The sequence below is a fragment of the Muribaculum sp. genome, assembly GCF_029051885.1.
GTDB lineage: Bacteria > Bacteroidota > Bacteroidia > Bacteroidales > Muribaculaceae > Muribaculum.
In genome coordinates this window covers 1-13,006 of record NZ_JAIDKI010000065.1, presented here as the reverse complement: position 1 = coordinate 13,006, position 13,006 = coordinate 1, and the positions used below count along the sequence as shown (strand labels likewise).

7 protein-coding genes are annotated in these 13,006 nt (G+C 46.6%); all 7 read right to left on the bottom strand.

Annotated elements, in window-relative coordinates; all coding sequences use genetic code 11:
• Positions 1 to 335: 335 nt before the first annotated feature.
• The 7 genes from K2I50_RS02845 to K2I50_RS02815 all read right to left on the bottom strand — a co-directional run bounded on the left by K2I50_RS02845 (position 336) and on the right by K2I50_RS02815 (position 12,046).
• Positions 336 to 2,675 (bottom strand): glycoside hydrolase family 3 N-terminal domain-containing protein, encoded by a 2,340-nt coding sequence (locus K2I50_RS02845; RefSeq protein ID WP_301024737.1) that lies wholly within the window; start codon positions 2,673 to 2,675, stop codon positions 336 to 338.
• A 344-nt stretch (positions 2,676 to 3,019) separates the two neighbouring features.
• Entirely contained in the window at positions 3,020 to 3,730 is a 711-nt protein-coding gene (locus tag K2I50_RS02840) for a DUF1573 domain-containing protein (protein WP_301024736.1), read from the bottom strand.
• A 187-nt stretch (positions 3,731 to 3,917) separates the two neighbouring features.
• Positions 3,918 to 5,141, bottom strand: coding sequence for a BT_3987 domain-containing protein (locus tag K2I50_RS02835; RefSeq protein WP_301024735.1), 1,224 nt, complete (start codon positions 5,139 to 5,141; stop codon positions 3,918 to 3,920).
• A gap of 37 nt (positions 5,142 to 5,178) precedes the next feature.
• On the bottom strand, positions 5,179 to 6,156 hold the full coding sequence (locus K2I50_RS02830; RefSeq protein ID WP_301024734.1) for a BT_3987 domain-containing protein: 978 nt from the start codon (positions 6,154 to 6,156) through the stop codon (positions 5,179 to 5,181).
• A gap of 13 nt (positions 6,157 to 6,169) precedes the next feature.
• Positions 6,170 to 7,282, bottom strand: coding sequence for a glycoside hydrolase family 18 (locus tag K2I50_RS02825; RefSeq protein ID WP_301024733.1), 1,113 nt, complete (start codon positions 7,280 to 7,282; stop codon positions 6,170 to 6,172).
• Positions 7,283 to 7,312: 30 nt separating this feature from the next.
• A complete protein-coding gene (locus K2I50_RS02820) occupies positions 7,313 to 8,923 on the bottom strand; it encodes a SusD/RagB family nutrient-binding outer membrane lipoprotein (RefSeq protein ID WP_301024732.1) in 1,611 nt (536 codons plus the stop codon).
• 24 nt (positions 8,924 to 8,947) lie between these two features.
• Positions 8,948 to 12,046, bottom strand: a complete 3,099-nt coding sequence (locus K2I50_RS02815; protein ID WP_301024731.1) for a SusC/RagA family TonB-linked outer membrane protein — start codon at positions 12,044 to 12,046, stop codon at positions 8,948 to 8,950.
• Between the last annotated feature and the right edge of the window lie 960 nt (positions 12,047 to 13,006).

The following is a 13,006-nucleotide window of genomic DNA, read 5'->3' as shown; positions in this document are numbered from 1 at the left end:
GAGAGGGAAAAGCGGCAAAAAGACTCCGCCTGAAATATAAAGTTTTAAAAGTATTCATATACGTAATAATTTTTACGACTTACTTATAAATTTAAACAGTTTCTAAGACAATAAATTTCAATCCATCTTTTTGGCAACAGGATAACCAGAAATAATGTCCTGACGTAAATAACCATGCAATAAAAAGCGAAGACGCATCATCAATCCCGATGACGCGCCTCCTGATCTGTGACATTCAGACTAACTATTGAAAATAAAACAGATTAAAATTAATATAACTATTGCATGTATAACACATTATTCGCTTATTCAAAAGACTTTATCCTACATGAGGATTACATCTCATGAGAGCCTTTCAACCGTATATCAGCAGAGGAAGCTCCTATCATAATATCCCAGCTACCCTTTTGGAGCATGGGCTTATAGTCGGGACCGATAATCTCGAATGCTGATACCGGAAGCGTAAAACATACCTTGCGCGACTCACCCCTGGGTATTGCCACACGACGGAAATCGGCAAGACGCATGAGAGGCTGAACTGTGGCTGCATATTCCGGATGCAAATACAACTGCACCACTTCTTCGCCATCACGATTACCGGAATTAGTCACTGTAGCCTCGACAGTCAGAGTGCCGTCATCACCCGGAATAAGATTCAATCCCGAGTAGTCAAATGTAGTATAGCTCAAACCGTAGCCAAACGGATAGCGGGGAGCTGCCTCACCCTCTACATAAGGATGCAACTGAGGTGCGCGACGGTTGTAGTAGACCGGAATCTGTCCTACCGAGCGAGGAACTGTGACAGGCAGACGTCCGGCAGGATTATATTTCCCGAAAATCACCTCGGCAATGGCATTACCACCCTCCTGTCCGGGATAATAGGCCGTGAGAAGGGCATCAGCATTCTCCGCAGCCCACTCTTTTTCAAGGGGACGGCCTTCGATATATACTACAACAAGAGGAGTGCCGGTGGATTTCAGCGCCTTGAGCAACTGAGGCTGTAGGCCGAGCAGATTAAGAGTCTCACGGTCATAACCCTCGCCACTCTCCATATCGCTCAACGTTGTGGCATCGACAACGGCCGCTCCGGTCTCCTTGTACGATGTCTTGAAGTCACGGGCCGAGCTGCCGCCTACCACCGCGATTACCACATCCGCTTCACTGGCTGCCGCGACTGCCGCCTCAATATCAGCCGTAGTAGTATCGCGCACAGCACACCCTTTTACATATTTTACCTCTATGCCGGGCTGCTGACGGCGGAGACCGTCAAGCACAGTCACGACACGACCTTCGGGCTGTGGAGCTGTGTAGTCGCCGAGCATATTGTAGGCATTATCGGCATTAGGACCTACAAGAGCTATTTTCATCGACGGTCTTACTTCAAGAGGGAGCAGACCACCTTCATTTTTCAAAAGTGTAACCGACTGACGGGCTACCTCACGGGCTACCTCGCCCGAACGGAAGCCTCCTACACTACGCGCAGATTCAGGTTTTACATACGGATTCTCAAACAGTCCCATATCAAACTTCAGCCTGAGCACACGTCCTACAGCACGGTCAAGAGCACCTTCGTCGAGCTTGCCGGCACGGACAGCAGATATGAGGTTGCGATATGCATCGCCGCCAAGGTCCACATCAAGACCGGCATTAAGAGCCATCGCGGCGGCATCTTCCATGGTCGGAGCCACATGATGTGTCTCATGAATGCCTTCGATGGAATATAAGTCAGACACTACGAAGCCTTTAAAGCCCCAGTCGGTAGTGACGTCAAAAAGAATCTCCTTATTGGAAGTGCAGGGAATTCCGTCGATAGAGTTGTAGGAACTCATGATTGACAGCGCTCCCGAATCGACAGCCTCGCGGAACGGAGGCAGGAAATTCTGAAGCAGGTCGCGCCGGCCTACTACAGAATAATTGCCATTCTGCCCACCTTCAGGCACAGCATAGGCAAGAAAATGCTTCAATGTAGCAATAGTGGAGTTAGGCTTAGAGAGATCACCTCCGCCAAGACCGCCTACCATGGCACCGCCCATACGTCCGGCCAATAATGGGTCTTCGCCGAATGTCTCCTCTACACGGCTCCAGCGCGGATCTCGCGACAGGTCGAGCACAGGCCCGTAGCTGATATGACCGCCCTGGCTACGCACCTCGCGCCCTATTATCTCGCCTACCGAATGCATCAGTTCCGGATTCCATGTAGCAGCCATTCCAAGGCCGGTAGGGAATACCGTAGTACCGATAGCCATATGGCCATGCGGTGCCTCTTCGGCAAGAAATACCGGAATACCGAATCGTGTATTCTCAATTACATATTTTTGGATTGCGTTGCCTGCGCGGGCTGCCTGCTCGGGGGTAAGACCGTTGTCAAGGGTCTTGCGGGTCCAGGGATCGGCTCGATAAGTGGCCCAGAGCATGCCTGCCCCTGTCTGCTGAATCAAATCTTTAAATTTCTGAGACACCTCCACCGATTTCGGACCGGTAATCTCATACATTTCCCAACCAAGCGGACACAGAAGCTGACCGACTTTCTCTTCGACAGTCATTCTCGACAATAAATCCGCTACACGCTGCTCGGTAGGCAGGTTTGCATCAAGATATGCACCTTTTTCAGTGCGGGCATACGCAGATACAGTTATCCCTAATGAGAAAAGTAGAGCTGTATATATTTTTTTCATGTTGACAAGGTTATTATAGCTTGTTTAATAAATATTACCCAACAGGGCGGTCAGAGGCAATTTGCTTCTTATTATCGACATATTACGGATATTGTTTCAAAAGTCGGAAAGAAGTTGTGTGATTCTAAAGTTACCTTTTAATATCGGATATTCCGGACGCTTTTCGCCATGTTCCTCAGTCGTGGACATCAGCCGCATATAGAAAAATCATTTCATACTATACGACTCTGTCGGCAACATTTATTACTACACAAGCACTTACTTATCTTTAAATGGTACAAGAAAAATAATCTTTCCACAAAATTACAAACTTTCCGCCATATTACGATGCAAAAATCGAATAATCAACGGATAATTCTCACTTTCACAGGAATCGAATCAACCTCAACTCCATGAATTACCGGACGCACGTATAGCTCAGGGGCCGTTGTGTCGGTATTGTCAGGAATTCTGATGTCAACTCTGAACTGCGACACGGTCTCAGGTTGGAGCTTCAGCCCATATGGAATCGACAGCATCGATGAATCGCGTCCGGCAGGTTGCAAATCAAGTTCCATACCTATCTGATAGCTGTTGGCCATCGGTATAGTAAGAGTCTTTTCTGTACCGGCACGCATCGTGCCGAAATCTATCGTTTTCCGGTCGAGACATAGTCCAAGACCATACTCATGGGCATATTTCGATTTATCTACCCGCGGGCGAAAACGCTTTACCGTGCCTGTCACCATAAGCGTGTCGCGCCGGTCGCCGCTCAACCGCAGGTATACCGACTTGGTAAAGTGTCCCTTTTGGCGGTCAGGGTCATATTTTAGCGTGATTTTCATCGGCTCTCCGGCTTTGAGCGGACGCTTTGGATAATCCACACTTATACACGGGCATCCCGGGAAAGCATTTATCACCGACATCGGCGAGCTGCCGGCTGGAAGAGTGAATGTATGGGACACGACTCCTCCATCCTCGGCGATAGTGCCAAATTCATGGTGGTAAGTGGTTGCCGACACACCGACAGGCATAATGGCAGAGAGGAGATGTATGACGAGATTACGGATTTTCATAATTAATTGTATGTAACATCGAGGAAAAAGGATTACAATGGAGTCATAATAACCGTAGTCGGTTAAAAGAAACGGGGCAAAGGCTTCCCGGGGAATCGGGAGAGCCTTTTGCCCCGCTAATATAGGAGAGGAGAAGAATTCAAAATAGAGAGAAAGAGAACTCTTTTATATTAACATTAAACCGGCATTAATAAGGACACTTCTGGCCTTCTACCCACTGCACACCACCAGATGCCCAAGATGGAGCTACAGCATCGTATCCATGGCCAGTGACATCGCGGATAGATCCATCTTCATTGGTTTCACCGTCAAAACGCCAGCAAGCCAAAAGACCGTCAGAAGTAGGATCAACATAGCATATACCATTCTCAAGATCAGCGACAGAGCGTGGTACAGTCCAAACTCGGCACTCGCTAATGTAACCATGGAAGAATCGGTTGTGGCAGGAAGAACCGATGGTGAATGTATCAAACCAACCCGATGAACCATTGTAGGCCATAGAAAGATTGATGGTTCCTCCGGATGTCTCAATGGTAGAGATACGTTCGCAATCACGATATATAGTCAGATTAGTACCATCGTAAACGGCAGCAAAGTGAATCCATCGACCAGTATCAAAATCTCCGATTTTAAGATTCTCATAATGCTGCTTTTTATCAGGATGAGGATCGTCACCAATTGAACCTTTTACAAACTGAAGATTATTGTCTCCAGTACCGTCACCACCGCCGAAACGGAAGAGGAAGTTTTCCTCACATCCAACCAATGTGCCGATACCATACTGACTGCGACCGAAAGAGAGAGGGAACACCTTCATCTCAAGAGTCATCTGACCGAGGGCACGTACAGGACTTGGATTCTCGTCAGTATGACGGAAAGCAGGCACTTCATACGCACCATTCAGGTTGAGTAGACCAGCTTTGATGGTTACAACTTTTGTAAACTGCACATATGCTGTACGGGAAGATTCTATTACCCCTAACCCATCGCCATTGACTTCAGTAATAGTGATAGGGAGCATATAACCAACACCTTCTGCAAGGGACTCGCTATTGGATGAAATTTTAATCTGACTTGACATGCTGCTGCCAGCCTTTATTACAGCATCAGTGCCTTCAAGCTGATACATGCTGGGCTCGGGAGCAACAAACGAGCGGTTGTACTTCTTGTTGTATGCGTCGAGAAGCTCGGGAGCAGCCTTTACAGTGATATGTACATCGGCTGTAGCCTTTGCCGTCGAAGTAACGGTAAGAGCTGTACTTGACATTCCGTCGCATAAGAATTTTACTACCGGAGAATTCTCGGTGCCTGTAAACAGCACACGGTCACCGAAGTTATCACCCTCATGGGAGCAGGCGGTAAGGGCCACCATGGCCCCTACTGCGAGATATGATATTGCTTTTAACTTCATTGTTTGATTGATTTTTGACATTTTACATCAAATCATCTCATTTCTCATAGATTGAGAAAGCTGTAGTAGCAATCTGATTACCGGCACCGAGCACAACCTTTATATAACGGGCCTGCACGGCTGCATAGAGAGCGACAGTATTGCGTGTACTGCCGAGCACTCCAAGCAAAGTCCAATCATTGCCATCCGAGCTGATGAAAATTTCAGAATTAGCCTTCAGCAGGGCGTACTGGCTATTACCATAGAAAGGATAAGCGTATATACCGTCAAACGAATACTCCTTGCCAAGATCAAATGTTACGCTTGAGCCTACAGGATAATTGCCGAAGTTATAGTCGCCAGTTTCTTGAATGGGATCGTCCCATGAGTACCATTCTTCAGCTCCATCGCCGGGAATAGCATGCCAGGAGACACGGTCTTCCTTAGCAACAATTGTGCCTGTCGGGTTACCGCTATTTTTAATCAACTCTTCAGAAACCTTAAACGTAATGTAAGAAACATTTGTGGCGCTTACAGCTATACGTGCCGAACCCTGTGTAACTGCGGCAAGACGAATCGGAAGGATATAATCCTTTTCTACATCCAATCCGGATAACTTGGCAGCATCGCCGGTAACTTCAAGCGTCACAGGCTCATCGGACGAAGTGTTGCCGACAGAGATAGCCACCTCTGGATTGGCGATAGTAACCACGCCTTCAGGCATAGCAACATACTCTGTACCGTTATCGGCATTGTAGGCGTCAACGAGCGAGTTGTCAATCTCAAACTTTACCTTTAACTCTTCACCGGCACGTACACGTGAACGAGGCGATACACTCCATGTGATTTCAGGAGCAATCATCTGTGAAGGAGTCTTGACGAATTTGTATGATTCATTGGAAGTCGGCGCAAGAACAACCTGACCTTCAACGCCACCGAAGCCATCGGTGTAGACCTCATCGTCATCAGAGCAGGAAGTAAAACCTGCGGCAAGAGCAATGACTCCGATTGCTGTAAAGAATTTATATAGTTTCATATTCTTCTGTCAATTAATAGATGGCAGGATTACATATCTGAATGCAGTCGCGGAAGCGTGCATAGGGATAGGGATTCAGAGCAAACACATTGTAGTCCTGATTAAGGATGAAGCCTCCGAAGCCACCCTTCTTTCCGCCTGCTGGTTTATAACGGGCCCAGTCATAGAGACGGCCTTTTTTTGTATAAAAGTTACCAACGGCACGACTTGTCTGTTCGGGATCGTTAGCCCAGTCCTCACCAACCGACATACAGTGCACTACTTTGTCGGCAGGATAATTGCTGCGGTTAATAATACCGTTATAATCCTGCGAAAGGAAGTAGTTTATGTAATCGGCATAACCATATTTGCCATTGGCGGCATCCATAGTGCGTGAGTTGGAAGGATCCTGTCCATATGCGTCGATACAGAGCAGTTTATCACAGCTACCAGGTTTCTGCACCATGGCTGTTCCATAACGTTGTTCAACAAATGCATAACGTTCTTCACGTGTAATCTCAGGGTTGGGACCAAGATATTTAGCACACTCCATAAACATGGTATAGAACAAAGCCCCCTGCACGGGATCACCCTCCGGCTCAAAGTCAATATCAAAGCCATCAAGGTCATTGTAGAATACCTCATCTACATAGTGCAACGCCATTTCTTTCATGACCTCATGCTTTTCGGCATTAGCCTCCTCAGCTGTAATTTCTCCAGCTTCCTGGCGCGCAAGAACATCAAGCCAATGTTTTTTGTGAGGAAGCGCGTCATCAACCTTGTTAATACGACAGATATCGACAGTCATGAAACGCATGCCCTTCTTAGACTGACATTCACGCATCTCGGCTACGTCAATCGGATGCGATGGAATGCCGCCCCAAAGAGATATAAGGTCGATTGAATCCGGCAAACCGGCAAAACGGGCATTCATTGAACCCATGCCTCCGTAACCACTGAACCATCCGAAAGCAATCTCATGGTCAGTCTGCTTATAGTCACGAAGATTCTGATAGTAGAGCTCCGAAATGACGGGCTTCTCTACAATCTCATGTCCTTGATCCTTTACAGTCTCAATATCGGTATCGCATGAAACAGCGAAAGCACCGAGAGTAAGAATGGGGAATAGGAATTTATATGATTTCATTTTATTCAGAGTAATTTAAGAGGATGATGATTATTTAACGTCCCACCAAAGATGTGTACCGGCATTATCGGCACCACCAAGCAGACGAACAGCCTCAGAGACATTTGCAGCATTGTTGGAATACTCAGACGAAGGGAAGCGGAGACGACGGATGATGTCGTTGTCGGCAACCTCACTTGTATTTGCGTAAGTCTCTATACGAACCCAGCCGGGATATCCGGTACGACGGATTTCACTCCATGCTTCCATACCATCGGGGAAGAGAGCAATCCACTTCTGAGTAATAATCTGTTCCAGTTGCTTTTCAGCATCCGCAGTATCATCAAACTTCGGAGATACCTGCGAAAGCATGGACTTTACAGAAACAGTCTGTTCGTTTTCATTATCCGAACGAACGTTAGGATTGCTCCATGATTCAAGTGGCAGAGCTTCGCTTTCAAGATACGCCTCAATCTTATCAGTGGCCACACCTGCGCTCTCCATGGACGCACGTACGCCCCGCTCATAGAGCTCTTTGACAGAACCGTCGCCTACACCAAGACGGAGCTTTGCCTCAGCCATCAGGAAGTAAGCCTCGGCGTGCTTCATCCAAGGCATGTCACCATATTGACCTACATTGATGCCGGATGCTCTCGTCTGAACACTCGAGTAGATTTTAGTCATACCATTGCGGGCTCCACGATATAGACCTTTTTCATTCTTGGTGAAATAACTGCTAAGACGGGGATCTTCATATCCATTCATGTAGCAGTCAATTGTGGCGCTTATACGCTGGTCAGGCCATGACTGAGTTGTCTCCCACAATGGATTGGTAAATGTCAGTCCGTTACCCTGATGCAAAACAGCATCGTCAGCTACTGAACTCATAAGGCCGTGAACCTCATTGATAGCAGCGTTAGCCTGTTGAGTAGCAAGAGCCTTGTCAACATAGCTTACACGCATGGCAAGACGAAGACGAAGAGTATTGGCAAACTTCACCCAGCGGCGTACGTCTCCATCGTAAACATGGTCATAGCGTGCAAGGTAGTTTTTGCCAGGATTGAGGTCTACATATTCACCAAGAATGTTGATGGCTTCGTCAAGTTCATTGAAGAAAGATGTATATATATCTTTCTGTGAGTCATATCCCACCTGAATGCCTGAACCAAATTTAGAGTAGACGATCGGGCCGTATTTATCGGTGACACGATGCATGCCGAAGACCCGGAGCACGGTGGCCATAGCTCTGTCAACTGATGCCTCGTCGGCATAGCGGCAAATCTGGCGATAAGGCTCCATTATTTTTGTGTTTGCAAACTCAAATGGAGCATTATACCAGTGCGAAACCATAAAATAATGGTCATGGTGAATATCGCCAATATCGTATGAGGGTTTGATATTTGCTAAATATCCAGAGAAAAGATCGGCAGTAAGTGACTGCGTACGCTGGTATACACCATTGCCGTTTTCATCATTAACAATGAAAATACCGCGCTGCATGGTGGCATAATTGGAGCCTGTGAGCAGGTTGTCGCGATTCATCTCCTCGAAAGTAGCCTCATTGGGATTGGTGTTCCAATCGTTGAATGAGTCTGTGCAGGAGCTTAATACGCCTCCAGCCAACACACTGCAAAGGACTGCTGAATATATTTGATTTTTCATATTATAATTTGCTGTGTGAAGGGATTAGAAGGAAACTTTAACTGAGAAACCGAGCTGACGCATGGAGGGGAGCATGAAGTAGTCCATACCTGCCATACCCATAGAGGTAGAGCCTGTAAGCTCAGGATCGAAGGGAGCCTTCTTGTAGAAGAAGAAGAGGTTGCGACCGGTGAACGAAACATTGAGGCCTTCTATCCAATTGACCCATTTGTGTACGGGCACATTGTAGCCGAAGGTAAGTTCGCCGAGACGCACGTTAGTAGCGGAATAAACGTAGTTTTCACCAATGTTGTTACCTGCAAACTTAAGATACTTCTCAGCGGCAGGAACCTTAATACCGTTAATCATCACGCCGTTGTTGTCACGAGCGATAGCAGATGTAAGTGAGGTTCCGTAAACGTCCATGTAAGCCTGTGTCATTGATACGGCGCGGCCACCTACGCGAGCATTGATAAGGAAACCAAAGTTGAAACCATTCCAATAGAATTCGTTGCGCCATCCCATTGTATATTTAGGCTCTGCATTACCGGCATAAACCCATCCATCACCTTGGGGACCTGCGTATTCATCTTTGTATACAGAGTTGTCCTTGGCATCAACTATGATGTCGCCATGCACATCGCGCTTGAACGCTGTAACATAGAGGTCGCCGATTGAACCACCTTCGACAAGACGACTCTTAACATTGCCAAGAGTAACGATATCAAGCATATTCTGCTCCACTACAATGCCGCCTTCAAGAGTTGTGGGCTTGAGGAGCTTGACAACTTTGTTGCGGTTGAGTGTGTAGGTAAAGTTGGAAGTCCATTCTACCGGGCCAATAGGCTGATTGATACCGAGCGAAACTTCGATACCCTTGTTGTCAATCTGACCACCGTTGATATAAATCGACTTGTAGCCCGAGCCAGAAGATAGAGCCGGGTTAAAGAGCTGATTGTAGGTCGAAGTCTTGTAGAGTGATACGTTAAGAGTAATCTTATCCATCCAGAAACGCGACTGGAGACCAAGCTCCCATGCCTTTGTGCGTTCGGGCTTTATGTCGCTGTTGGGATAGGTAGTAGCTGTAGTCACTATACCGTTGACAAATGGGTAAGTCTGATAAGCGATATAGCGAGTAGGAGCATTACCAACTTCAGAGTAAGCAGCACGCACCTTCAAGAATGAAAGCACATCGTTCTGAATAGCAGGGAAGATGTCGGTAAGAATACCAGAGAGACCAATCGAGGGATAGGCAACATGGTCAGAAGTAGTCCATCCGAGAGCCGAACACCAATCGATACGACCGGCGAGGTCAAGGTAAACCTTGCTCCAGAATCCAAGCTGAAGAGTACCGTAAAGCGACTGAGTCTGGTCGTGATAATTATCCTGCTTAAGGCTCAGGTTAGACCGCTCCATATTCTCGAAAGTAAACTTGTTGGCTACGGAACTGAGGTTGCCGCCTACTTCATACATACTATATCGCACATCATTGATTGACGCACCTACAACAGCAGCAAGTGAAAGCGAGCCGAATGTACGGTCATACTTGGCCATGATATCGGCATATAACTGTCGTGTAGTGTCATCACGCTTGATATAAGTACCAAAATCGCCATTTGAGAAAATAGGGTCGGTAGTTGCATGATACTTGGTTTCATAGCGACCATCAGTATTATCGACCTTAACTCGTCCGGAGATATCAAGACCCTTTACATTCAACACGTTGTCCCAATATAGACCGGCAGTGATGAGGTAACGGTTCTTATGGTTTGTAAACTTGTCGCGGTTGGTAATCCAGTATGGGTTCTGCATTGCGAGACCCATATTTCCCCACGGCCAGAACTGAGTTTTGAACCCACGTGAAGCATCGTAACGCTCATAATTCTTATATGAATCGATACCATAAGATGGCGACATAAGATAGAGTGGAACGATGGGATTCATGTAGAGACCCTGAGAAATCATGTTTTGCTCGCGTACATTCATGTATGTAGCACCAACATCAAGGCGAAGTTTATTCTCAATAAGCTGAGTGGTGTTGCGTACAGTGAAATTGTAACGGTCGAGAGTATTGTTCTTGACAATACCTTCGGCATTGGTTGCGGCAAGCGAAAGGAATGTCTGATTCTTGGCATTTCCGGCAGAAACAGTCACTGCATTCGTCTCATTGTAACCGGTCTGGAAGAAATCAACAGGATTATAGTCGGAAGGAGTGTTGAGTTTCTCTCCCCAACTTGCAAACTCGCCGGTTGCAGCGCCATATGTATTCTGGAACTCGGGAGTTGCCATAGCGCTAAGCCACTGTGTAGAGTTGCTGTAGGTGACACGGAGACGGTCGGCATTACCCTTCTTGGTAGTAATCATTATGACACCATTGGCAGCCTGGCTACCATAGAGAGCCGATGCTGCTGCACCTGAGAGCACCGACATTGACTCAATGTCCTCGGGGTTTACCATTGAGGCACCGTCGCCCGACTGTCCCATACCGGTATACACATCTTCCGGCTGCTTGTTCTCTAAGGAGGGCATAGGCACACCATCGATAACGTAGAGAGCATTGTTGTTGCCGGATAGCGACTTCGAACCACGCATTACAACTTTAGAGCCTCCACCGATACCAACGGAGGAAACGTTGATATTAACACCGGCAACCTTACCGTTGAGGGCGTTGACGAAGTTAGCATCCTTTACCGTGGTAAGTTCGTCAGGAGTAACCTCCTGCACATTGTAAGTAAGGGCCTTTGCGGAACGCTTGATACCGAGAGCGGTTACAACAACCTCGGAGAGCTGCTTGGAGTCCTCCTTGAGAACAACGGTAACGGGCTGTCCGTCGGCGGGCACCTTTACTGTTTCGGGCGCGAGACCCACATAAGTGAATTTAAGCGTCTGACCCGGTTTGGCCTTTACAGAGAAACGGCCGTCGAGGTCGGTAACGCCAACTGCACCTTTACCTTCGATTGAGACAGATACACCGATAAGCGGATCGCCTGCCTCATCGAGAACCACGCCTGTAGCTGTGCCTGCAGTGGAGGATGCCACTGCTGCCTGAGGCTCGGGAGCGTTGGAGGGTGCTGCACTCAGCATCTGTCCGCATGCTATCACGGACGCTGCCAATAAACTTGCTTTTACATAATCTACATTCATAGATTCATGGCACTGGTTAACAATGAATTAATAAAAATAACTACTACATTTATAATCGTCATTGCCTTCATCTGGCGGTAATACCGCCGGCACTATGATGACAATGAGTGTTATTTGCACTTCAAGACAAGGATCTACATATGCAGATCCCGATGTATACAGCCAAAGGCTGTTATGCTAAATCCGGATTGAAACAGATAATGTAAAACACATCCGGAAATGCGCTTCGTAAGGAGAGAGATTTAAGGATTTTATTCCGGCACGAGGTATTACAACATTTAAGTTTAAATGTCTATAATTAGCTAAATAAACGCAATCTGGAGAGAGCAGGACTGATAAGGAATAAATCCTAAACTGCTGATTTTACACTGCTTTTTTTATTTTTCAAGTACAAAGTTAGCCAATCGCGAAATGCAAACAAAAGTTTTTTTTGTTAAGAAATGTTAACAGTATGAACATTTTGACTACCCTCTTAATGGCCATTTATCCCCCACAATATCTCCATTTTTTACGATATTTCTGCAATTTGTAATAATTCATCCGACAATACTGCACCCAAACTAATATTAACACAGCAATACCTGTATTTAACATTATTCCCACTGCACATACCGCCGACGCAAGAAAGCCTCTTGCCGTCATACATTATATATAATAAACGCTGCCGACAGGGTCGTATAGATTGAGACGCTTTTCGCCATGCGAAGAAGGAGTGTACCTTATGTACACGTGTACACGACCGCAGAAACAAGGCAAAAAAACGGCCAAGATATACGAGACAAGGATAACTTTATAACCATTCTTTATAACCATTCTTTATAACCATTCAACCTCTTGCCTCCATGTAAATCTGCTCGACGACTGACCGCCCTGTCGGCAACATTAAGAGCTTGTTTAATAATAAATGTTACCGTCAGGGCGGTCAGTCGTCGAGCAGATTTTCGCTTGTGATGAGGGAGT